This is a genomic window from Pseudomonas sp. NFPP24 (genome assembly GCF_900112095.1).
GTDB classification, from domain to species: domain Bacteria; phylum Pseudomonadota; class Gammaproteobacteria; order Pseudomonadales; family Pseudomonadaceae; genus Aquipseudomonas; species Aquipseudomonas extremorientalis.
Window position 1 is genome coordinate 492,652 of record NZ_FOKD01000002.1, and the last position, 21,555, is coordinate 514,206.

General features: G+C 61.2%; 21 protein-coding genes. 3 read left to right on the forward strand and 18 right to left on the reverse strand.

Features of this window, described 5'->3' with window-relative positions:
• Positions 1–163: 163 nt before the first annotated feature.
• Positions 164–2,791, reverse strand: coding sequence for a phosphoenolpyruvate carboxylase (ppc, locus tag BM026_RS06005; RefSeq protein ID WP_092241126.1), 2,628 nt, complete (start codon positions 2,789–2,791; stop codon positions 164–166).
• Positions 2,792–2,975: 184 nt separating this feature from the next.
• Here ppc and BM026_RS06010 point away from each other — a divergent pair, with 184 nt between their 5' ends.
• The 3 genes from BM026_RS06010 to BM026_RS06020 all read left to right on the forward strand — a co-directional run bounded on the left by BM026_RS06010 (position 2,976) and on the right by BM026_RS06020 (position 4,844).
• Positions 2,976–3,320 carry a pilin assembly protein gene (locus tag BM026_RS06010; RefSeq protein WP_092241124.1) on the forward strand — a complete coding sequence of 115 codons (345 nt, stop codon included), beginning with the start codon at positions 2,976–2,978 and terminating at the stop codon, positions 3,318–3,320.
• 259 nt (positions 3,321–3,579) lie between these two features.
• Complete coding sequence (locus BM026_RS06015) at positions 3,580–4,005, forward strand: DUF4398 domain-containing protein (RefSeq protein ID WP_092241122.1); 426 nt, start codon at positions 3,580–3,582, stop codon at positions 4,003–4,005.
• Positions 4,006–4,058: 53 nt separating this feature from the next.
• On the forward strand, positions 4,059–4,844 hold the full coding sequence (locus tag BM026_RS06020; RefSeq protein WP_071488772.1) for a lipotoxin F family OmpA-related lipoprotein LptF: 786 nt from the start codon (positions 4,059–4,061) through the stop codon (positions 4,842–4,844).
• A gap of 76 nt (positions 4,845–4,920) precedes the next feature.
• Here BM026_RS06020 and BM026_RS28855 read toward each other — a convergent pair whose 3' ends face one another.
• The 17 genes from BM026_RS28855 to BM026_RS06100 form a co-directional block, all read right to left on the reverse strand.
• Positions 4,921–5,277, reverse strand: coding sequence for a hypothetical protein (locus tag BM026_RS28855; RefSeq protein WP_139212836.1), 357 nt, complete (start codon positions 5,275–5,277; stop codon positions 4,921–4,923).
• A gap of 99 nt (positions 5,278–5,376) precedes the next feature.
• A complete protein-coding gene (locus BM026_RS28860; protein ID WP_139216842.1) occupies positions 5,377–5,787 on the reverse strand; it encodes a hypothetical protein in 411 nt (136 codons plus the stop codon).
• 175 nt (positions 5,788–5,962) lie between these two features.
• Complete coding sequence (locus BM026_RS29155; RefSeq protein WP_156682175.1) at positions 5,963–6,100, reverse strand: hypothetical protein; 138 nt, start codon at positions 6,098–6,100, stop codon at positions 5,963–5,965.
• Between the two features lie 154 nt (positions 6,101–6,254).
• On the reverse strand, positions 6,255–6,581 hold the full coding sequence (locus tag BM026_RS06035) for a PA3694 family proteiin (RefSeq protein WP_093527682.1): 327 nt from the start codon (positions 6,579–6,581) through the stop codon (positions 6,255–6,257).
• Complete coding sequence (locus tag BM026_RS06040; RefSeq protein WP_092241114.1) at positions 6,578–7,483, reverse strand: alpha/beta hydrolase; 906 nt, start codon at positions 7,481–7,483, stop codon at positions 6,578–6,580. The genes BM026_RS06035 and BM026_RS06040 overlap by 4 nt, the downstream gene beginning before the upstream one ends.
• A gap of 27 nt (positions 7,484–7,510) precedes the next feature.
• Positions 7,511–8,788 carry a flavohemoglobin expression-modulating QEGLA motif protein gene (locus tag BM026_RS06045; protein WP_010212629.1) on the reverse strand — a complete coding sequence of 426 codons (1,278 nt, stop codon included), beginning with the start codon at positions 8,786–8,788 and terminating at the stop codon, positions 7,511–7,513.
• Positions 8,789–8,809: 21 nt separating this feature from the next.
• A complete protein-coding gene (locus BM026_RS06050) occupies positions 8,810–9,358 on the reverse strand; it encodes a hypothetical protein (protein WP_092241112.1) in 549 nt (182 codons plus the stop codon).
• Positions 9,359–9,374: 16 nt separating this feature from the next.
• Entirely contained in the window at positions 9,375–10,091 is a 717-nt protein-coding gene (locus tag BM026_RS06055; protein WP_092241110.1) for a TetR/AcrR family transcriptional regulator, read from the reverse strand.
• Positions 10,092–10,197: 106 nt separating this feature from the next.
• Positions 10,198–11,700 carry a lysine--tRNA ligase gene (gene lysS, locus BM026_RS06060; protein ID WP_058425327.1) on the reverse strand — a complete coding sequence of 501 codons (1,503 nt, stop codon included), beginning with the start codon at positions 11,698–11,700 and terminating at the stop codon, positions 10,198–10,200.
• 81 nt (positions 11,701–11,781) lie between these two features.
• A protein-coding gene (gene prfB, locus BM026_RS06065) for a peptide chain release factor 2 (protein WP_102591687.1) occupies positions 11,782–12,877 on the reverse strand; the annotation gives its coding sequence in 2 pieces (ribosomal slippage) (positions 11,782–12,804 and positions 12,806–12,877; 1,095 coding nt in all).
• A 175-nt stretch (positions 12,878–13,052) separates the two neighbouring features.
• On the reverse strand, positions 13,053–14,054 hold the full coding sequence (locus BM026_RS06070) for a diguanylate cyclase (protein WP_012722554.1): 1,002 nt from the start codon (positions 14,052–14,054) through the stop codon (positions 13,053–13,055).
• Positions 14,055–14,105: 51 nt separating this feature from the next.
• The gene (locus tag BM026_RS06075; protein ID WP_093527684.1) at positions 14,106–15,116 is read right to left on the reverse strand and encodes a chemotaxis response regulator protein-glutamate methylesterase; all 1,011 of its coding nucleotides are present in this window, start codon (positions 15,114–15,116) and stop codon (positions 14,106–14,108) included.
• Positions 15,113–17,377, reverse strand: coding sequence for a hybrid sensor histidine kinase/response regulator (locus BM026_RS06080; RefSeq protein WP_093512242.1), 2,265 nt, complete (start codon positions 17,375–17,377; stop codon positions 15,113–15,115). The genes BM026_RS06075 and BM026_RS06080 overlap by 4 nt, the downstream gene beginning before the upstream one ends.
• Positions 17,374–18,075 (reverse strand): chemotaxis protein CheW, encoded by a 702-nt coding sequence (locus BM026_RS06085; RefSeq protein WP_092241104.1) that lies wholly within the window; start codon positions 18,073–18,075, stop codon positions 17,374–17,376. Before BM026_RS06085 ends, BM026_RS06080 begins: the two co-directional genes overlap by 4 nt.
• A complete protein-coding gene (locus BM026_RS06090) occupies positions 18,072–19,331 on the reverse strand; it encodes a CheR family methyltransferase (protein ID WP_092241102.1) in 1,260 nt (419 codons plus the stop codon). Before BM026_RS06090 ends, BM026_RS06085 begins: the two co-directional genes overlap by 4 nt.
• Positions 19,328–19,840 (reverse strand): chemotaxis protein CheW, encoded by a 513-nt coding sequence (locus BM026_RS06095; protein WP_092241100.1) that lies wholly within the window; start codon positions 19,838–19,840, stop codon positions 19,328–19,330. Before BM026_RS06095 ends, BM026_RS06090 begins: the two co-directional genes overlap by 4 nt.
• A complete protein-coding gene (locus tag BM026_RS06100; protein ID WP_071488761.1) occupies positions 19,840–21,462 on the reverse strand; it encodes a methyl-accepting chemotaxis protein in 1,623 nt (540 codons plus the stop codon). The genes BM026_RS06095 and BM026_RS06100 overlap by 1 nt, the downstream gene beginning before the upstream one ends.
• Positions 21,463–21,555: the final 93 nt, after the last annotated feature.

A 21,555-nucleotide genomic window follows, 5' to 3' on the forward strand; every position in this document is an offset into this window, starting at 1 on the left:
AGGCCTTAAGCACACAAGCCGCCAAAAGTCGCAGGAACCCGTGCAGCGCTTACGTCATAGGTAGGGTGTGCCTGGGTGCAACCCGACGCCATAAACGCCGACCGCCCTTTTCAGGGCGGCCGCCGTGGTTTATCTGCAAGCCGTTGAGAACATGCAAAAAACCTTAGCCGGTATTACGCAAACCGGCGGCAATACCGGCCACGGAGACCAGCAGCGCCTGTTCCAGAGGGCTGTCCTGTGCCGCTTCCTGCTGGCGCGAACGCGCCAGCAACTCGGCCTGCAACAGGTGCAGCGGGTCGAGGTAGGTGTTGCGCAGGCGGATGAACTCCAGGGTGTCCGGGCTATGGGCCAGCAGCTGCGACTGGCCAGTCAGGCCAAGCACCACCTTGCAGGCCTGCGACAATAGGTCGCGCAAATGCGCACCCAGTGGCAACAGGTCCGGCTGCACCAGGCGCTCGTCATACAGACGGGCGATGTCGGCGTCGGCCTTGGCCAGCACCATTTCCAGCATGTCGATGCGGGTGCGGAAGAACGGCCACTGCTCACGCATCTGCCCCAGCAAGTCGCCTTCACCACGTTCCAGGGCCTTGCTCAGCGCCGCTTCCCAGCCCAGCCAGGCCGGTAGCATAAGACGGGTCTGGGTCCAGCCGAAGATCCACGGAATCGCACGCAGGCTTTCAATCCCGCCCGCACGGCGCTTGGCCGGGCGGCTGCCCAACGGCAAACGGCCCAGCTCTTGTTCCGGCGTGGACTGGCGGAAATACTCGACGAACTGCGGATTCTCGCGCACCACGGCGCGGTAAGCGCTGACACCGTCTGCCGCCAATTCGTCCATCAAATGGCGCCAGGCCGGTTCGGGCGGCGGCGGTGGCAACAGGGTCGCCTCCAACACGGCGGCCAGGTAAAGGTTGAGGTTCTGCTCGGCAATATCCGGCAGGCCGAACTTGAAGCGGATCATCTCGCCCTGTTCGGTGGTACGGAAGCGCCCCGCCACCGACCCAGGCGGCTGCGACAGGATCGCCGCGTGGGCCGGGCCGCCGCCACGCCCCACGGTGCCACCACGCCCGTGGAACAACAGCAGTTCCACTTGCTGTTCACGGCAGATATCCACCAGGCGTTCCTGCGCCCGGTACTGCGCCCAGGCAGCGGCAGTGGTGCCGGCGTCCTTGGCCGAATCCGAGTAGCCGATCATCACTTCCTGCGGGCCCTGCAGCCGCGCGCGGTAGCCCGGCAGCAGCAACAGTTGCTCGATCACCGGGCCGGCGTTATCCAGGTCGGCCAGGGTTTCGAACAGCGGCACCACGCGCATCGGCCGTTGCACACCTGACTCTTTAAGCAGCAACTGCACCGCCAGCACGTCCGACGCAGCGCCGGCCATGGAGATGACATACGAGCCCAGGGACGCCGCCGGGGCCGCGGCGATTTCCTTGCAGGTGTTGAGCACCTCCGCGGTATCCGCCGACGGTTTGAAATAACCCGGCAGCAACGGTCGACGGTTGGCCAGTTCCTTCATCAGGAAGCTGATGCGCATCTCTTCGTTCCAGTCCTCGTAGCGACCGAGACCAAGATAATCGGTGATTTCGGTCATGGCCGCGCAATGGCGACTGGAATCCTGGCGCACATCCAACCGCACCAGGAACAGGCCGAAAGTCACCGCCCGCCGCAGGCAATCGAGCAACGGCCCATCAGCGATCACGCCCATGCCGCATTCGTGCAGCGACTGGTAGCACAGCTCCAGCGGCTCCAGCAGGTCGCGGTTGTTCTGCAATACCTCGGCAGGCGCTGGCGTGCTGCTGCTCAACGCCGTATGCGCCCATTGGCGCGTGGCACGCAGGCGTTCACGCAGTTGCTTGAGCAAGGCACGATAGGGTTCGACGCTGTCGCCGACCCTGGCCTGCAACGCCGGGCTGGCGCGCTGCATCGACAGCTCGGAGGCCAGGTGATCGATATCGCGCAGGTACAGATCCGCAGCCATCCAGCGCGCCAGCAGCAACACTTCGCGGGTGACCGGTGCAGTGACATTCGGGTTGCCGTCACGATCGCCGCCCATCCAGGACGCAAAGCGGATCGGCGCCGCTTCCAGCGGCAATCGCAGGCCTGTGGCGGCGTGCAGGGCCTGGTCGGCCTTGCGCAGGTAATTGGGAATAGCGTGCCACAGCGAATGCTCGATCACCGCGAACCCCCACTTGGCTTCGTCTACCGGCGTGGGCCGGGTGCGGCGGATTTCTTCGGTGTGCCAGGCCTCGGCGATCAAGCGTTGCAGGCGCTGGCGGATCTGCTCACGCTCGGCCGTGGTGAGGTCGCGGTGATCCTGCAGTGCCAATTGGGCGGCGATGGCATCGTATTTCTGGATCAGGGTGCGGCGCGCCACTTCGGTGGGGTGGGCGGTGAGGACCAGTTCGATCTCCAGGCGCCCCAACTGGCGGGCCAGGGATTCGTTGCTGTGGCCTTCGGCTTGCAGGCGCGCCAGCAACTCAGGCAATACGCGGGATTCGAAGGGTGCCGGTTGCGACTCATCGCGTCGATGAATCAGCTGATACTGCTCGGCAATGTTGGCCAGGTTGAGGAACTGGTTGAAGGCACGGGCGACCGGTAGCAGCTCATCTTCCTGCAACTGGTTGAGGCTGGTGCTCAGTTCATCGCCTGCGCCACGGCGGTCGGCCTTGGCGCCCTTGCGGATCTGCTCGATCTTGTCGAGGAAATCATCGCCGTATTGCTCTCGAATGGTGTTGCCCAACAGTTCACCCAGCAGGTGAACATCCTCACGCAAGCGTGCATCGATATCACTCATCAGCCAATCTCCAGCCAGAAATCCGGGACGCGCAGGTTTGCCAGAGTGCCGCCAGCGTTCATTTATGACAAGACTTTAAACCTTGCGAGTTGCAGCTAGTCTCAACACTAAGTCGCCGCGTTTATCCGCGCGAGCGGCGGGTCACTCATCACCGCCTGCTATCGCAGGCTTTACTGAGGTTGCCATGAAAATCCGAGAACTGGCCCAGCATTGGGAAGAGAACGCCAAGGGTCGCCTGACCAAGACCGAGTACGCCATCCATCTGGATGTGGAAGCTGCGGCACGCCTGGCAGCGATCGCCGAGATGTACCCCAAGCGCAGCACCGAAGAACTGCTCGGCGAACTGATCGGCGCCGCACTGGAAGAGCTGGAAGCCAGCTTTCCGTATATCAAGGGGCAGCAGGTGATCGCGACTGATGAAGAGGGCGACCCGCTGTACGAAGATGTCGGCCCTACTCCGCGCTTTCTGACACTGTCGCGTCGCTATCTGCATGACTTGTCAGCAAGCAGCGACAAACCGAACCACTGAAACCCCTTGTACGCCGGACTCTTTATGGGTCCGACGTACCGCTGCGCAACGCAGAAGTTCCAAGTTTTTTCGCTGACCGAACAGTCAGATATTTTTTTAGGCAAATCGCCATCTTCTCTGAACTTTTGAAAAAAGCCTCCGGTCACAGCCAGTAAGCCATCACTTGGAACGGCCGTTTTAAAGGGCTTTTTGTACATCACCCTGAAGCCCCGGCCGAGTACCAGTGACATGGATTTTGATGTTTTTCAGGAGTTATCCAATGGAGTTGAAGACGATGAAGACCAGCACTGCCAAATCCTCGTTTAACCACCTGCGCGGGCTCAAATTGGCCGCGCTGGCAATCGGCACCAGCTTCGTTCTGGCGGGCTGCGCCGGCAACCCTCCGACCGAGCAGTACGCGGTGACCCAGTCCGCAGTCAACAGCGCAGTCAGCGCTGGCGGCACTGAGTTTGCGGCTGTGGAAATGAAGTCGGCTCAGGACAAGCTCAAAGAAGCTGAAATCGCCATGCACGACAAGAACTACGACAAAGCTCGCCAGTTGGCTGAACAAGCCGAGTGGGACGCTCGCGTCGCAGAGCGCAAGGCCCAGGCTGCCAAGGCTCAACAGGCTGTGAAGGATTCCCAGAAGGCTGTTGACGAACTGCGTAGGGAAGGCATGCGTCCGGCTGCTATCCAGCCGAAGTAAGACGCCCCTTGACTGCTTCGCACTTGATATCGAATTGAAAGGACGACACGACTATGCGTAAACAATTGATGATCCCTGCCCTGCTGGCGATGAGCGTTGCCCTGGCGGCCTGCTCCACCCCGCCTAACGCGAACCTGGAAAACGCACGGACCAACTTCTCTTCCCTGCAGACCAACCCGCAGGCCACCAAGCTCGCGGCGCTGGAGACCAAAGACGCCAGCGAATGGCTGGACAAGGCAGACAAGGCCTACCGCGACAAGGAAGACGAGAAGAAAGTTGACCAACTCGCCTACCTGACCAACCAGCGCGTTGAAGTGGCCAAAGACACCATCGTGCTGCGCGAATCCGAAGCCAAGCTGAAAAATGCCGGTGACGAACGCGCCCGCGCCCTGCTGGAAGCCCGTGACGCGCAGATCAAGCAACTGCAAGACAGCTTGAACGCCAAGCAGACCGATCGTGGCACCCTGGTGACCTTCGGTGACGTGCTGTTCGCCACCAACAAGTCCGACCTGAAATCCAGCGGCCTGGTGAACATCACCAAGCTGGCGCAGTTCCTGCGCGATAACCCGGACCGTAAAGTGATCGTCGAAGGCTACACCGACAGCACCGGTTCCGATGCGTACAACCAGAGCCTGTCGGAGCGTCGTGCGGCCTCCGTACAACGCGCACTGGCGCAACAGGGCGTGGATATCTCGCGCATCGTGACCCAGGGTTATGGCAAAGAATACCCGGTTGCCGATAACGGCAGCGTTTCCGGTCGTGCCATGAACCGCCGCGTTGAAGTAACCATCTCCAACGACAACCAGCCGGTCAAGCCACGGTCTTCCGTCGCCAACTGATGCTGGATGCCCTAAAAGCCCCGTCTATATAGACGGGGCTTTTTAATTTCTTGTGTATTTGAAAGGCACTGAGATTTTAGTAGTTGATACCCACACGGCGATTGCCGTTCTGACCAGAGTTGATGTAACTGCTGAACCCGCCGAAGTTGCCATTATTCCCATAGTTTCCGTAGTTGCCGAAACCCGCGTAGTCACCGAGCGAGTCCCTCCACCGCCCGATCATTTCATTGCCGTTCTGCCCGTGATTTGCATAGTGACTGTGTGCGCCGCGATTTCCGTTATTGCCGTAGTTACCGTAGTTACCGTTATCACGGCCACCTTGTGCACGACCCCATACCCGTTGCCCTCCCACCGTCTTCCAAGTGTGCTCATCAGAATAACGCGGATAAGATTGAGTGTAGTGGTCATATCGCGAGCCTAATCGCTGAGTCATATTGATACCCTCTCCAAACTGAATAATTTATAAACCAGGCCATAACAAGCCACACTGTATTAATACGCTCTGAACTTTGACGCCTCAGGCGCGAATGCGCTAGGCCAGGCCAGGCTGGGAGAACCTGGCGCTTGCGGAATTTCGAAGATTGCCGTTGCTACCGTGATTGGCATAACGGCTGCCACTTCCGCTGTTGCCGTTATTTCCATAGTTCCCGAAATTGCCGTTATTCATACTGCCGTTGCCGCTATTGACGTGCACGCCGACCTGGGATGACTTAACATCCCCGACACTCACATAATTCGTGTTGAACACATAGTTGATATGGTTGACCGTAGACGGTTGTTGCAACGCCGGCGGTTGGGCGCCGGAAAACCTTGGTTGCTGGCTCGGTTGAGAGCGGGAGTAATGAAGTGTGTTGCCGCTCCACCTGCCACCTCTACCCTGCCCTGTAAAAACATTCCATGTCGTGTGAATAGTCGCGAGGGTATTCATCAAAACCGTACTCATCAACGAGTCCAATCTCATTATTTCACTCCAAATTTAATTTCCCATGAGTCCGGGTTTGATCTCCTGACCGATATAGCAGTGGTCGCTGACAGCTATCAGTTCCCGACGGTATACGCTGGTAATAAATGATGGAATGAAAATAAAAAACCCACCAGGAACGGTGGGTTTTTCACACTTAGAATTTGATCGGACGCTTGTCGCTTTCGAAGCCTGCATAGCCAGGTTTCTCCTGGGACCGCTCCCCCTGCTCCTTTTTCGCGATATCGTCGACGGCTTCACGGAGCGCTTCAACGAGCTCCTGCGTCCTGGACATCTTCAACATCCTGTCTATCGCGCTTATCTCACCCAACATAACCATGACACTCCCCTGGCTGGCGGTTCGCAAATCTCACCATGAACGCTGACAAGCCCTTGAGTGGTCTGTTACGCAAAACGGTTCCAGATATTCCAGGTGCGATGCGTCCGGCTTAGTGCTGGAGTTGTGGTGTTTCCTGCCCCAGGCAGCGCACAGCCTGTTTCTTGTTATTCACCAACACACCGCTCAGGCCTTTCTGCTCAGTGTCGAACATCACCAGTACACCATCCACGCATTGCGCCACCTGAGCGGCTGGCGCCAGGGAGATCTTGTAGTCCTCGCCGGGCACGGTCTTGAGCATGGTGAAGTCGCTGAGCAACAACGCATCTTCCGGCTTGGCGAAGTGCAGGTAGCCGTAATACCACAGGCAACCGACAGTACCGATGATGGTGCCGATACCGGTGAGGATCAGCGGGATCATATTGCGTTCTTCGCTCATTGCGGGCTCTCTGATGAGTCAACTTTAGGAATCGGGTAATTCGGGATTTCGCCCAGGCGACGCAGGCCGTTGAAGTGCTGAGGGTCATCCAGGTAACGCAGCATCACGGTTTGCCAGGTCTTGTCGGCAAAGGTCTGCACATGCCCGCCGCGGGTCAACTGCAACACCCTGGGTGGCGGTGCGGCCTGGTACAGGCGGATCCCGTTGGCCACCGGCACAATCGGGTCATCCAGGCTGTGGAACAGCAGCTTGGGTACTCCTGTCAGCCGGGGCATGGCGTAAATGGCACTGTCGGCGTCCGGGACCAGCCAGGACAACGGCACCTGAAACGGCCATGTTAACCAGGAGGTACTCAGGGCGAATTGTCCTACGTCACGATAACTGGCGGGCACGCCGTCCAGCACCAGCGCCTTGAGCCGGGGTTGGCGCTCCGGGTGGGCGGCCAGGTAATGCACCGCCAATGCGCCACCCAGGCTCTGGCCCAGTACTATCAACGGCTGGCCTTGGGTTTCGGGAGCCTTGTCGATCCATTGGAACGCCGCGTCCAAATCCTGGTAGATCGCCGGTAATGATGGCTTCCCCTCCGACAAGCCATAACCGCGATAGTCCACCAACAGCACTTGGTAGCCCTGCTCGGGCAACCACCAACTGCCGCCCAGATGCCAGGCCAGATTGCCGCCGTTGCCATGCAGGTGCAGCACCGTTCCCTTGAGCGGCACTCCGGGGTTGGCCGGTAGCCACCAGGCGTGGAGCTTTATGCCGTCGGCAGTGGTGAGGGTGACGTCACGGTATTGAAGGTGAGCTTTTTCCGGCGTGAACGGCAGGCCGGGCTCGGGGTAGAACAGCAGGGAACTGCAGCCGTTCAATGTGAGTAGCAGGCACAGAATGCCGAGGATTCTCATCCGTTGAAGCCTCGCGAATAGCACGGTTTAAAGGATATTGGAGTAATCCGCCTCGATCCGATCCAGGCTCAGGTGGTTGAGGAAGTTGGAGAAGCACATCCACGCCGCCAGCGCGTTCATGTCGCGGAACTGCTCGGGCAGGTACTTGGGTGGCACCACCAGGCCTTCGTCGACCAGTTGGCGCAGAGTACGCATGTCTTCCAGGGTGGTCTTGCCGCAGAACAGCAGCGGTACTTGTTCCAGCTTGCCTTTGCGCACGGCCAGCTGGATGTAGTTGTAGACCATGATAAAGCCCTTGAGGTAGGACAGGTCCTTGGTGAACGGCAGACCGGTCGGCACCGAACCACGGAAAACACGACTGGCGTTGCCGTAGCTTTCAGCCATCTCAAAGCCTTGCTCACGGAAGAACTCGAACACCTGCAGGAAGTCGGCGCCCTCTTCCACCATATGGATGGCGCGGGTGCGGTTGGTCAACTTGCGCAGGCGGCTCGGGTAGGAGGCGAAGGTGATGATCTCCATCAAAATCGCCAAACCTTCCTGGGTCACGGTGGACGAGGGCGGGCCCTTGGACAGGAAGGTGCAGATCGGCTGGTTCTGGCCATTGAGGGTAGTGCCGACATGCACCAGGCCTTCATGCACCTCCAGGGCGCGCACGTCGCGGTCGTTGAACATCGCGTCGGCGCGGATCTTGATGTAGTCGGCGCCCGCTGCGGCGTCAGCGACAATACCGTCGGACTCGAACACGCGGATGGTCTCTTCGGCCTCACCGAACACCTTGTTCAGGCGGGTTTGCAACAAGGCGACGGCGTCCTTGGCGGTGAGCGTCTTGGCCTCATCCTTCAGGTCACCACGGCCATCGATATTGTTAAGGTAATCGGAAAGCATCAGGCCCAAGTCAGCCAGGGTCGGGTCGCCGGCGTGAAACGCATCGGAGGCAGCGCCATACAGTTCCTGGGAAATCAGGCCGAAATCCTCGGTACCACGCGCTTCGAGCATGCGCACCACCATGCGGTATTCCTTGCACATGCGGCGCATGATCTGCCCCACCGGGCTGAATTGGCCGAGGCGGCGGGTGATGTCGCGCTCGATGTTCTGGAACTCCAGCTTCACCGCGCTGGAGTCGAACGACAGTGGCCGATTGAGGTAGTAGTCGCGGCTCACCGCCGGCATTTCCTTGCCCTTGGCCTTGAGGAATCCCTGGCGAATGTTTTCGTCCCACTTCACGGCGTCGAGGACGCGAATCGGTGTTTGCGCCAGCACAATGCGATCAGACAAGGTGCGTATCGTCTGCTGGTAATCGTCCACCCGGTGCTTCCTCTTTAAACGTTATTGGCCCGTGTGCTGGTAGCGCACGGCTTCCACGAATACATCGGCATTGGCCGGGTCATCCAGGTAGGCAAACACCTGGTCCAAGGGGCTGTCGACCAGCACCCCGGCGCCCTCGACCGTGTCCACGGTGCTGCCGTGCAACGCCTGCTGGCCTATGGCTTGGTGGATCTGCTCAAGGTCGAGGTTGTAGACCACCAATTCGTGCTTTTCGTTGATCTCAAACCCCGCCAGGATGAAATGCCCACCCAGCTTGGCCGGCAGCGGCGCCGACAAATACCAGCGGCTGCCATGGCGCGAAACGGTAAACAGGTATTCGTCACGCTGGCCGGGCTTGGCTGTAGGGTAGCTCACGGCTTTATAGCGGTGTTCACCAACGGCACTGATATGCAGGTTGAGCGGCTCGCCCCAGGCATTTTTGCTCGACCACTGGCCGAGCAGGGCCGGCGGCGCGGCCTCATGGGCTGGCAGCGGGTCCTTGAAGGTCACCAGGCAACCGCTGAGCAGCAGGAACGACAAGGCGATTGCAACCACGCGCCAGGCTTTCATTGGACATCCCCCGGTGTCAGACCGAAGCCAACACCAAATGCATATAGCGCTTGAGGATCTCAAGCATCTCTTCACCGGTCAGAGGCTCTGCGCTGCCCAGCAGGCCCTGATATTCCATCCGACTGATTATCGCCGTCAACACTTTGGCATCCTGTTGCGGCTCGCGCGAGCCCAACACCTGGAAGAACTGCCCGGTCCCCTGCAACAGAATCTGCTGGTGGGAACGCACCAGCTCCGCCAGGCGCGGGTTGAGCAGGGCTTCCTGGCGAAACGCCTGCTCGGCCATCAGGTATTCACGGCGGTTGGTCAATTGGCGCAGGACGTAATCAGCGGTCAGCCGTGCAATGTCATCGGCCAGTTGTGAACGCGATTCGGGGCTGCCATCGCCATAGGCGACCATTTCGCGCAGCAGGCCTTCGTTACGCACCCACAGCTTGCCCATGAATGCGGCGCTGCGCTCGACGTATTGGGCGAAGGTATCGGTGAGCAGGTCATCGATATCCTTGAAGTAATAGGTGGTGGCGGACAGGGGCACGCCCGCCTCCGCCGCCACCGCTCGATGGCGCACGGCCCGTACGCCGTCACGGACCACGATGCGCATGGCCGCATCGAGAATGTCTTGCCTGCGTTGCTCGCTGCCCCGACGACTGGCCTTGCGGCCCTGGTACTGGACGCTTTCAGCCACGGCAGCGGCAATGCCGGCGGCGCCTTCTTGAGCGGTTACGCGGTTCACGACACACATCCTTGAATAGATCAAAACCTGGCGCTGTTTGCTTGACGCTTATTAACGCCACATAAAAAAGCCGCCTTATAAAAGGCGGCTCCGGATTTCGCTACGGTTACGCTTGTGGCCGCATGTGCGGGAACAAGATCACGTCGCGGATCGACGGCGAGTTGGTCAGCAGCATCACCAGGCGGTCGATGCCGATCCCTTCACCGGCGGTCGGCGGCATGCCGTATTCCAGGGCGCGGACGAAGTCGGCATCGTAATGCATGGCTTCGTCGTCGCCGGCGTCCTTGTCGGCCACCTGGGCCATGAAGCGCTCGGCCTGGTCTTCCGCGTCGTTCAACTCGGAGTAGGCGTTGGCGATCTCACGGCCGCCGATGAACAGCTCGAAACGGTCAGTGACGTTTGGGTTGTCGTCGTTGCGACGGGCCAGCGGCGACACTTCGAACGGGTACTGGGTAATGAAGTGCGGCTGTTCCAGCTTGTGCTCCACCAACTCTTCGAAAATCATCACCTGCAATTTGCCCAGGCCTTCGAAGCCCAGCACCTTGGCGCCGGCTTTCTTGGCGATGGCGCGGGCCTTGTCGATGTCGTTCAGGTCGTCGGCGGTCAGTTCAGGGTTGTACTTGAGGATCGAGTCGAACACCGACAGGCGCACGAACGGCTCGCCGAAGTGGAACACCTTGTCGCCGTACGGCACGTCGGTGCTGCCCAGGACCAGTTGCGCCAGTTCGCGGAACAGTTCTTCGGTCAGGTCCATGTTGTCTTCGTAGTCGGCGTAGGCCTGGTAGAACTCCAACATGGTGAATTCTGGGTTGTGACGGGTCGAAACGCCTTCGTTACGGAAGTTGCGGTTGATCTCGAAGACTTTTTCGAAGCCGCCAACCACCAGGCGCTTGAGGTACAGCTCCGGCGCGATACGCAGGAACATTTCCATGTCCAGGGCATTGTGGTGGGTTTCGAACGGCTTGGCTGCGGCGCCGCCAGGAATGGTCTGCAGCATCGGCGTTTCGACTTCCAGGAAGTCGCGCTTCATCAGGAAGCTGCGGATGTGCGCGATCACTTGCGAACGCACGCGGAAGGTCTGGCGTACTTCTTCGTTGACGATCAGGTCAACGTAGCGCTGGCGGTAGCGCTGTTCGGTATCGGTCAGGCCGTGGTGCTTGTCCGGCAGCGGGCGCAGCGACTTGGTCAGCAGGCGCACGTTGGTCATTTCCACGTACAGGTCGCCCTTGCCGGAACGGGCCAGGGTGCCTTCGGCGGCGATGATGTCGCCCATGTCCCAGGTTTTCACCGAGGCCAGGGTTTCTTCCGACAAGGTCTTGCGGTTGACGTAGACCTGGATACGCCCGGTCATGTCCTGGATCACCATGAACGAGCCACGGTTGAGCATGATGCGACCTGCCACCTTGACCGGGATCGCAGCCTCTGCCAGTTCTTCCTTGGTCTTGTCCGCGTACTGTTTCTGCAAGGCATCGCAGTAGTTTTCGCGGCGGAAGTCGTTGGGGAAGGCATTGCCCTTGGCGCGCTCGGCAGCAAGCTTTTCCTTGCGCAGGGCGATCAGGGAGTTTTCTTCCTGTTGCAGGGCTTGCGGGTCGAGTTGTTGGTCGCTCATGTCTTTTGAAATTCCATCACAGATACGTTTTCCCCAGCCTTCGGCTGGGGATCGCGGGCAAGCCCGCTCCTACAAGGTTCTTTAGAGGCCGGATTTCAGGCTGGCTTCCAGGTATTCGTCGATATCGCCGTCGAGCACCTTGTCACAGTCGCTGCGTTCGATGTTAGTGCGCAGATCCTTGATCCGCGACGCATCCAGCACATAAGAGCGGATCTGGTGACCCCAGCCGATGTCCGACTTGGTGTCTTCCAGCGCCTGGGATGCGGCGTTGCGTTTCTGCATTTCCTGCTCGTACAACTTGGCCCGCAGCATTTTCATGGCGGTGTCCTTGTTGGCGTGCTGGGAACGTTCGTTCTGGCAGCTGACCACGGTGTTGGTCGGTACGTGGGTGATACGTACGGCCGAGTCGGTGGTGTTTACGTGCTGGCCACCGGCACCGGAGGAGCGGTAGGTGTCGATGCGCAGGTCGGCCGGGTTGATCTCGATCTCGACCTTGTCGTCGATCTCCGGCGAGACGAACACCGCGCAGAACGAGGTGTGGCGACGGTTGCCGGAGTCGAACGGGCTCTTGCGCACCAGGCGGTGCACGCCGATTTCGGTACGCAGCCAGCCAAAGGCGTACTCACCCTTGATGTGCACGGTCGCGCCCTTGATTCCGGCAACTTCACCGGCGGACAGCTCCATGATGGTCGCTTCGAAACCGCGCTTGTCCGCCCAGCGCAGGTACATGCGCAACAGGATGTTGGCCCAGTCCTGGGCCTCGGTGCCGCCGGAACCGGCCTGGATGTCCAGGTAGGCGTTGTTCGGGTCCATTTCATGGCTGAACATGCGGCGGAATTCGAGTTTGGCGAGGTTTTCCTCGAGACGGGCCAGCTCGGCGACGACATCGCCCACTGCGCCTTCGTCGTTTTCTTCGACGGCCATGTCCAGCAGGTCACGGCAATCGGCCAGACCGGTGTTCAGCTCGTCAAGTGTATCGACGATCTGCGCCAGCGCAGCGCGCTCGCGCCCCAGTTCCTGGGCGTATTCAGGTTTGTTCCAGACAGCAGGATCTTCAAGCTCGCGATTGACTTCGGTCAGACGCTCATGCTTTTGATCGTAGTCAAAGATACCCCCGAATAGTTTCGGAGCGCTCGGACAGGTCCTTGATGGTGTTAAGGATCGGGTTGATTTCCATGGCGGGCAGCACTCGTTGGCGAACTTTTGAAAGCCGGCGAGTATAACGGCAAATGGGGGGGAACGGCAGTCCGCTGGGCGAAAAGGCAGGATTTGTACACAACCCAAGACCCATCAAGATCCCAATGTGGGAGGGGGCTTGCCCCCTCCCACATTGAATGGGGTAAGACTTCAGGTCACTCGATACCGACCTGATTGCGCCCATTATGCTTGGCCGTATACAACCCCTTGTCCGCCGCCACAATCACCTGCCGACAATCCGTGCCCTGCTGCGGCGTCATCGTGGACAAACCAATGCTGATGGTCAGGCTGGAACCCTCGGTCGGCGCAATGTGCGGAATTTTCAGCGCAGCCACCGCCATCCGCAGCTTCTCGGCCACCAACCGCGCCCCGCCCGGCGAGGTATTCGGCAGCACCAGGGCAAACTCCTCACCGCCATAGCGCGCCGGCAAATCCGAAGGCCGACTGCTGGCCTCTCGGATGGTCGCCGCCACCTTGCGCAAAGCCTCATCACCTTCGACATGCCCGAAGCTGTCGTTGTAAGTCTTGAAGAAATCCACATCAATCATCAACAACGACAACTGAGTCTGGTCACGCATGGCACGCCGCCATTCCAGTTCCAGGTACTCGTCGAAATGGCGACGGTTGGACAGCCCGGTGAGGCCATCGGAGTTCATCAGCCGTTGCAGCACCAGGTTGGTGTCCAGCAGTTGTTGCTGGCTGACCCGCAACGCACGGTACGCCGCATCCCGCTGCAACAGGGTCATATAGGAGCGCGAGTGATAGCGAATGCGCGCCACCAATTCGATGTTATCCGGCAACTTGACCAGGTAATCATTGGCCCCGGCCGAAAACGCCGCGCTCTTGATCAGCGGGTCTTCCTTGGTGGAAAGCACGATGATCGGGATGTTCTGCGTGGCCGGATGGTTGCGGTATTCGCGCACCAGGGTCAGGCCATCGAGGCCGGGCATTACCAGGTCTTGCAGGATAACGGTCGGCTTGATGCGGATCGCCTGGGCAATCGCCTGGTGCGGATCGGCGCAGAAGTGGAAGTCGATATTTTCTTCATGGGCCAGGCCACGCCGCACGGCTTCGCCGATCATGGCCTGGTCGTCGACCAGCAACACCATGGCGGCGTTTTCGTCGGTCTTGATGTCGTCGATCTGTAAATCATTCATGTGCAGTCACCTGAATTACTGCCTGCAAGCCAGCACCGCAAGAGGCCTTGTTCATTTGGCAAAGACCTCCAGCAATCGGGGCGCAATTCTATCCAGTGGGCGAATTTCAACAGCAGCATCAATCGCCGCCGCCGCTTTGGGCATGCCGTACACCGCCGAGCTCTGCTGATCCTGGGCGATGGTCAAATAACCTTGTTCACGCAGCAATTTTAGGCCCTGGGCCCCGTCGCGCCCCATGCCGGTCAGCAACACGCCGACGGCATCGCCATTCCAGTGGCTGGCCACGCTTTCGAAAAACACGTCGATCGACGGCCGGTAAATCTCGTTCACCGGCTCTGCGGTATAGGCTAGCGTGCCATTCTTCAATAAACGAATGTGGTGGTTGGTACCGGCCAGCAGCACCACCCCGCTTTGCGGTGGCTCGCCCTCGCGGGCCAGGCGTACCGGCAGGCCGGAGGCGCTGCTCAGCCACTCGGCCATGCCGGCGGCGAACACCTGGTCCACATGCTGCACCAGTACGATGGCGGCGGGAAAGTCCCGGGGCAAGCCCTTGAGCAGGATTTCCAGGGCAGCCGGGCCACCTGCCGAAGACCCGATGGCCACCAGGCTCTGGCGTTTGCCGGTAGTCCGCAGCGTAACGGTTTCGGCGCGTACACGGCTGCCGCGCTGGCCGATCAGCCAGCCGATATTGAGGATCTTGCGCAGCAGCGGCGCCGCCGCATCCTTGGGATTGCCCACGCCCAAGGTCGGCGTGTCCACCACGTCCAGGGCGCCATGGCCCATGGCTTCGAACACCCGGCTGACGTTGGCCTGGCGGTCGACGGTCACGATGACGATGGCGCACGGGGTCTCGGCCATGATCTGCCGGGTAGCCTCCACGCCGTCCATCACCGGCATGATCAGGTCCATCAGGATCAGGTCCGGGGTCAGCTCGGCGCAGCGCTGCACCGCTTCCAGGCCGTTGCTGGCCACCCACACCACTTCGTGCGCGGGCTCGAAACTCAAGGCGCGGCGCAAGGCCTCTACCGCCAGGGGCATGTCATTGACGATCGCAATCCTCATGCCCGTGCGCCTCCGATCAGCTCCACCACGGCGTCCAGCAGGGCGTCATCGTGGAAACTGGCTTTGGCTAAATAATAGTCGGCGCCGGCGTCCAGTCCACGACGTCGGTCTTCTTCACGGTCTTTGTAGGACACCACCATCACCGGCAACGATTGCAGGCGACTGTCACGGCGCAAGAGTGTGACCAATTCAATACCGTCCATACGAGGCATATCAATATCAGTGATCAACAGGTCAAAGTCTTCGGAACGCAAGGCGTTCCAGCCGTCCATCCCATCGACCGCCACGGCCACTTCATAACCACGATTAAGCAGCAATTTGCGTTGCAGTTCGCGCACTGTCAGAGAGTCGTCCACCACCAGCACCCGCTTGCGCGGTGCCTCGGTGGCTTGCTGGCTGCGCCGGGCAATGCGCTCCAAGCGGCCGGTGTTGAGCAGTTTGTCCACCGAGCGCAGCATGTCTTCGACGTCGACGATCAACACCACCGAGCCGTCGTCCAGCAAGGCACCGGCGGAAATATCCTGGACCTTGCCCAGGCGATCATCCAGCGGCAACACCACCAGCGTACGCTCGCCGACAAAGCGCTCCACGGCAATCCCATACACCGCATCACGCTCGCGGATCACCACCACTTTCAAGGTGTCCGACTGACTCTGCCCCGCCGGGCGCTGCAACAACTGGCTGGCGGCGACCAGCCCGACATGCCGGCCCTCGTGCCAAAAATGCTGGCGACCCTCCAGTTGCACGATGTCGTCGGGCGCCAGGTCGCACATGCGTTCGATATGGGCCAGCGGGAACGCGTAGGCTTCTTCGCCGACCTCCACCACCAGGCTGCGCACCACCGACAGGGTCAGCGGCACCTCCAGGTGGAAACGACTGCCCTGCCCTGCCGTTTGCTCCAGCACCACCGCACCACGCAGTTGGCGGACCATATGCTGCACCGCATCCAGGCCGACCCCGCGCCCGGACACTTCGGTGACCTTGTCGCGCAGGCTGAACCCCGGCAGGAACAGGAACGTCAGCAGTTCTTCTTCGCTCAGGCGCAGGGCGGTTTCCACCGGTGACAGGTGCCGGTCGACGATGGTGCTGCGCAGGCGCTCCAGGTCGACGCCGTTGCCGTCATCGCTCAATTCCAGCACCAGCAACCCGGCCTGATGGGAGGCGCGCAGGCGGATCAAACCTTCCGCCGGCTTGCCCGCCAGCAGACGTTGTTCAGGCATTTCGATGCCGTGGTCGACGGCATTGCGCAATAAATGAGTGAGTGGCGCTTCGAGCTTTTCCAGCACGTCGCGGTCGACCTGGGTCTTTTCGCCTTCGATCTCCAGGCGTACCTGTTTGCCCAGGCTGCGACCGAGGTCGCGCACCATGCGCACTTGCCCGGCCAGCACATCGGCAAACGGGCGCATGCGACAGGCCAGCGCGGTGTCATACAGCACTTGGGCGCGCTGGCCGGCTTGCCAGCCAAACTCGTCCAGTTCAGCGGTTTTTTCCGCCAGCAGGGCCTGGGCTTCGCTGAGCAGGCGGCGGGTGTCAGCCAGGGCTTCCTGGGCTTCGAGCGGCAATTGTTGAGTCTTGAGTTGCCCGTCCAGCGTATCCAGCGCTCGCACGCTCTGGCTCTGAAGGCGCTTGAGACGCTGCAGGCTGGCCAGATACGGCTTGAGCCGCTGGGTCTCCACCAGGGATTTACTCGACAGGTCGAGCAGGCTGTTCAAACGCTCGGCGGTCACCCGCAGCACGCGTTCGCCGCCTTCGGTCATGCGTTTGTTCTGGCGTGGCGGCTCGGCGACCACCGGCGGCGCGGGCTCCGGTTCGGGTTCGGGCTCCGGCAGCAGTGTTTCGACGATGGGCGCCGGCTCTGGCACAGGCGCCTGGGACGGGTCCAGCAAGCGCTCCATCAACGCCACATAGGCGTCGATGTCCGCCGGCCCCACATCATTGCCCGGCGTGGCGATGCGCATCAGCAGGTCGGTGCCTTGCAGCAGCGCATCGATATGTTCGGGTTGCAGGTACAGGCGACCTTCCTGGGCACTGACCAGGCAATCCTCCATGACGTGGGACACGCTGACTCCGGCGTCCACCCCAACGATCCGCGCGGCGCCTTTGAGCGAGTGCGCCGCGCGCATGCATGCTTCAAGCTGATCGGCCTGGGTCGGGTTGCGTTCCAGGGCCAGCAGGCCCGCGCTCAATACCTGAGTCTGCGCATCGGCTTCCAGGCTGAACAGTTCCAGCAGCGAGGCATCGCGCATCTGGTCGGGGGTCATGTGAGGCTCCGGGTCACGGCAGACAACAATTGCGCCTCGTCCAGCCAACGCAGGCTGCGGCCTTTCCACTGCAACACGCCTTGGGTGAAGCGCGCACTGGCCTGGGCGCCCGAGGCCGAGGCGGCCTTCAAGGTGCGCTCATCGATGGCATGGATGCCGTCGACTTCATCCACCGGCACCACCACCGGACCATCCTGCGCGGCGATGATCAACATGCGCGGCATGATGCGCCCACCGCTGGCGCCGTTGCCGGTGGCATCCAGGCCCAGCAGTTCCACCAGCGACAGGCACGCCACCAGCGCACCACGGACATTGGCCACGCCGAGCAAGGCGCGGGAACGCTGGTGGGGCAGCGAATGAATCGGTTGCAGCGGCGCAACTTCCACCAGGCAGCGGGTGGCAATGCCCAGCCATTCCTCACCGAGGCGGAACATCAGCAGGGAGCGGGTGACCACGTCTTCGCCGACGTCAGCAGCGGCAACCGGACGATGATCATCCTGCTGCAAGGCATAACGGTCCAGCAAACGTGTGGCCGCTGCCGAGTACACCGAGCAGTTGCGGCAGTGAATATGGTCCGCCAGCAGCGGGCAGGACTTGTCGCCATGGATGCCGATGCGGTTCCAGCAGTCGTCGATGGCCTGGGTATCGGCCAGGGTCAGGTCCAGCCCTGCGGTATCGAGTGCGTCGGTGTTACTCATCGTTTGGACTCACTGTCAGCTCGCTCACTCCGCGCGGCACGCGCCTGCAAGCGGCGCGCCCCCGCACTGTCGCCCTGGGACTCGAGCAACGCCGCCAGGTGCATCAAGGCCTGCGGGTGCTGGGGTTCCAGGTACAAGGCTTTTCGATAATAACCCTGGGCTTCCAGGGCGCTGCCGGCCACATCGCTGAGCAGCCCCAGCCAGTAGAACACCTGGGCGGCCGGCGGATGGTTACTCAAATACTGTTCGCATGCAGCGCGGGCTTCGGCGCTTTTGCCTTCGTTGGCCAGGGTAGCGATGCGGCTGAGCAAGTCGCCCGCATCGGTTTGCACCGTCTTGATCGGCACCACCTGGGCGCTGGCCTTGCTGAAAGGCCGTGGCTTGCTCGGGATCGGTGCCGCACTGCGTTGCGGGACGGGCGCGGCGCTCGGCACAAATACCGGCTCGGGCTTGACCGGCTCGGCATGCCGACTGAACGCAAAGGACTGCGGCACACCAATCGAACGCATGCCGTGGCGCCCCAGCAGGCTGCCCTCGGCCGGACCGATAAACAGCACGCCGTCCACGTGGGTCAGGCCCTTGAGCACCTCGAACACTTGTTTCTGGGTCGGCTGGTCGAAGTAGATCAGCAGGTTGCGGCAAAACACGAAGTCGTAGCTCGCCTCATTGGCCAGCAGTGTCGGGTCGAGCAGGTTGCCGACTTGCAGGCGCACCTGTTCGCGCACGCGGTCGGCAATGTGATAACCGTCACCGTACTCGGTGAAATGGCGGTCACGGAAGGCGATATCGCCGCCGCGAAAGGAGTTTTTGCCATACACCCCACGCCGTGCGCGCTCCACCGACAACGGGCTGACATCCACGCCCTGCACCTTGAACTGATGCGGCGCCAGCCCGGCATCCAGCAACGCCATGGCGATCGAATAAGGTTCTTCACCGGTGGAGCACGGCAGGCTGAGGATGCGCAGTGCGCGCATCTGCTTGATTTCGGCCAGGCGCGCCTTGGCCAGGCGGGCCAGGGTCGCAAAGGATTCGGGGTAACGGAAAAACCAGGTTTCCGGGACGATCACCGCTTCGATCAGCGCTTGCTGTTCATCCTGGGAGCTTTGCAGGTACTGCCAGTATTCGCCGGGGGTCTGCGCGTTGACAGCCTGAGTGCGTTGGCGCACCGCCCGCTCGATAATGGCTTCGCCGACCGAGGCAACGTCCAGGCCGATGCGTTCTTTCAGGAAGGCAAAGAACCGCGGATCGTGGCTCATAGGCTCAACCCGGGGCAAAACAGCACGGCGCGCACGTCGTCGGTCAGCAGGTCATTCACGCCGATCCACTGCATCAGGCCCTGCGCATCTTCGCGCACCGGTCCCAGGTACGGCGCCTGGCGGTTGTCCAGGCCATAGGGCTGGAACTGGGCCGGGTCGCAGCGCAGGGTGTCGGTGGCCTGTTCCAGGATCAACCCCAGCCAACGCGGCTCGCGCCAGGGCTCCGGCTGGTAATTGACCAGCACCAGCCGCGTGCTGGTACGCGCCTGGGCAGCGGTGCCGAAAGTCAGGGCGCTGAGGTCGATCACCGGCACCAGCGCGCCGCGATGGGCAAAGATGCCCGCCACCCACAGCGGCGCATGGGCAATCGGTTTCAATGGCAGGCGCGGCAGCACCTCGGCCACTTCCGTGGCCTTGAGGGCATAACGTTCGTTGCCGATGTGGAACACCAGGAACAACGCCTTTTTCGCTGCCGGGACGGCGCCGCGTTTAGCCGCGAGGTCGCTCATCAGACTTTGAAACGCGACACGCCGCTGCGCAGACCGACCGCCACCTGGCTCAGCTCATCGATGGCAAAGCTGGCCTGGCGCAGGGACTCGACGGTCTGGCTGCTGGCATCGCCCAGTTGCACCAGGGCGTGGTTGATCTGCTCGGCACCGGTGGCCTGGGCCTGCATGCCTTCATTGACCATCAACACCCGCGGCGCCAGCGCCTGTACCTGGTGGATGATCTGCGACAGTTGCTCGCCCACTTGCTGCACTTCGAACATGCCGCGGCGTACTTCTTCGGAGAACTTGTCCATGCCCATCACGCCCGCCGACACCGCCGACTGGATCTCGCGCACCATCTGCTCGATGTCGTAGGTGGCCACGGCAGTCTGGTCGGCCAGACGCCGCACTTCGGTGGCAACCACGGCAAAACCACGCCCGTATTCACCGGCTTTCTCGGCTTCGATGGCGGCATTCAACGACAGCAGGTTGGTCTGGTCGGCGACCTTGACGATGGTCACCACCACCTGGTTGATGTTGCCGGCCTTCTCATTGAGGATCGCCAGCTTGGCGTTGACCAGGTCGGCGGCGCCCATCACCGAGTGCATGGTTTCTTCCATGCGCGCCAGGCCTTGCTGGCCGGAACCGGCGGCAACCGAGGCCTGGTCGGCGGCGGTGGACACTTCGGTCATGGTGCGCACCAGGTCCTTGGAGGTGGCCGCGATCTCGCGGGAGGTAGCGCCGATCTCGGTGGTGGTGGCGGCAGTTTCGGTGGCGGTGGCCTGTTGCTGCTTGGAGGTGGCGGCAATCTCGGTCACCGAGGTGGTCACCTGCACCGACGAGCGCTGGGCCTGGGACACCAGGGCCGTGAGCTCGGTCATCATGTCGTTGAAGCCGGTTTCGACCGCGCCGAACTCGTCCTTGCGTTCCAGGTTCAAGCGTTTGCTCAGGTCACCGTCGCGCATGGTTTCGAGGATATCGACGATGCGCTGCATCGGCGCCATGATCGCGCGCATCAGCAGCAGGCCGCACAGGCCGGCAGCGAGGATTGCCAGGGCCAGCGATACAAACATGCTGATTTTCGCGGCGGATACTGCATCATCGATCGCGTTGGTCGCACGGTCGGCGACGTTCTTGTTCTCGGTGATGATGTCGTTGAGCTTCATGCGGCCTGCGACCCAGCTGGGCGTCATCTGCGTGTCGAACAGTTTGCGTGCGCCAGCTATGTCCTTGTTCTGCAGGCGCTCTACGACGGCAGCCAGCGCCTTGTTGTAGGCCTGGTGCTGGATTTCGAATTTATCGAACTCGGCCTGGTCCTCGCCCCCACTGATGGTCGCCTGGTAGTTGGCCATCTGCTGCAGGATGCGCGCTTCATAGGACTTGAAGTCGGCTTTGTCGGTGTCGGTGAGCCCCTTGTCTTCACGCAGGCCGATCAACTCCAGGGTCTGCAGGTAACTGTCGACCCACGCGCTACGGATCATGGAGCTGAGGTAGACCCCGGGCACCGCGTCGTCGCGCACCGCGACTTCACTGGTTTCGATCTTCAGCAACCGTGAATAGGAGACCACGACCATTAACAGCATGATGGCGATAATGACCGCAAAACTTGCCAGGATGCGTTGGCGCAAGGTCCAGTTCTTCACAGTAATTCCTCGGAGGGCCATTCAAATGGAGGGGAGTATAGCTGAGCAGAAGCCCTCATTTATCAACGGGTTTTGCTGTAGCGTCCACAGAAT

Excerpts from the sequence above, each read along its gene's own strand:
- ppc (WP_092241126.1), bottom strand. The coding sequence starts at position 2,791 with ATGAGTGATATCGATGCACGCTTGCGTGAGGATGTTCACCTGCTGGGT.
- BM026_RS06010 (WP_092241124.1), top strand. The coding sequence starts at position 2,976 with ATGAAAATCCGAGAACTGGCCCAGCATTGGGAAGAGAACGCCAAGGGT.
- BM026_RS06015 (WP_092241122.1), top strand. The coding sequence starts at position 3,580 with ATGGAGTTGAAGACGATGAAGACCAGCACTGCCAAATCCTCGTTTAAC.
- BM026_RS06020 (WP_071488772.1), top strand. The coding sequence starts at position 4,059 with ATGCGTAAACAATTGATGATCCCTGCCCTGCTGGCGATGAGCGTTGCC.
- BM026_RS28855 (WP_139212836.1), bottom strand. The coding sequence starts at position 5,277 with ATGACTCAGCGATTAGGCTCGCGATATGACCACTACACTCAATCTTAT.
- BM026_RS28860 (WP_139216842.1), bottom strand. The coding sequence starts at position 5,787 with ATGAGTACGGTTTTGATGAATACCCTCGCGACTATTCACACGACATGG.
- BM026_RS29155 (WP_156682175.1), bottom strand. The coding sequence starts at position 6,100 with ATGTCCAGGACGCAGGAGCTCGTTGAAGCGCTCCGTGAAGCCGTCGAC.
- BM026_RS06035 (WP_093527682.1), bottom strand. The coding sequence starts at position 6,581 with ATGAGCGAAGAACGCAATATGATCCCGCTGATCCTCACCGGTATCGGC.
- BM026_RS06040 (WP_092241114.1), bottom strand. The coding sequence starts at position 7,483 with ATGAGAATCCTCGGCATTCTGTGCCTGCTACTCACATTGAACGGCTGC.
- BM026_RS06050 (WP_092241112.1), bottom strand. The coding sequence starts at position 9,358 with ATGAAAGCCTGGCGCGTGGTTGCAATCGCCTTGTCGTTCCTGCTGCTC.
- lysS (WP_058425327.1), bottom strand. The coding sequence starts at position 11,700 with ATGAGCGACCAACAACTCGACCCGCAAGCCCTGCAACAGGAAGAAAAC.
- BM026_RS06070 (WP_012722554.1), bottom strand. The coding sequence starts at position 14,054 with ATGAATGATTTACAGATCGACGACATCAAGACCGACGAAAACGCCGCC.
- BM026_RS06075 (WP_093527684.1), bottom strand. The coding sequence starts at position 15,116 with ATGAGGATTGCGATCGTCAATGACATGCCCCTGGCGGTAGAGGCCTTG.
- BM026_RS06080 (WP_093512242.1), bottom strand. The coding sequence starts at position 17,377 with ATGACCCCCGACCAGATGCGCGATGCCTCGCTGCTGGAACTGTTCAGC.
- BM026_RS06085 (WP_092241104.1), bottom strand. The coding sequence starts at position 18,075 with ATGAGTAACACCGACGCACTCGATACCGCAGGGCTGGACCTGACCCTG.
- BM026_RS06090 (WP_092241102.1), bottom strand. The coding sequence starts at position 19,331 with ATGAGCCACGATCCGCGGTTCTTTGCCTTCCTGAAAGAACGCATCGGC.
- BM026_RS06095 (WP_092241100.1), bottom strand. The coding sequence starts at position 19,840 with ATGAGCGACCTCGCGGCTAAACGCGGCGCCGTCCCGGCAGCGAAAAAG.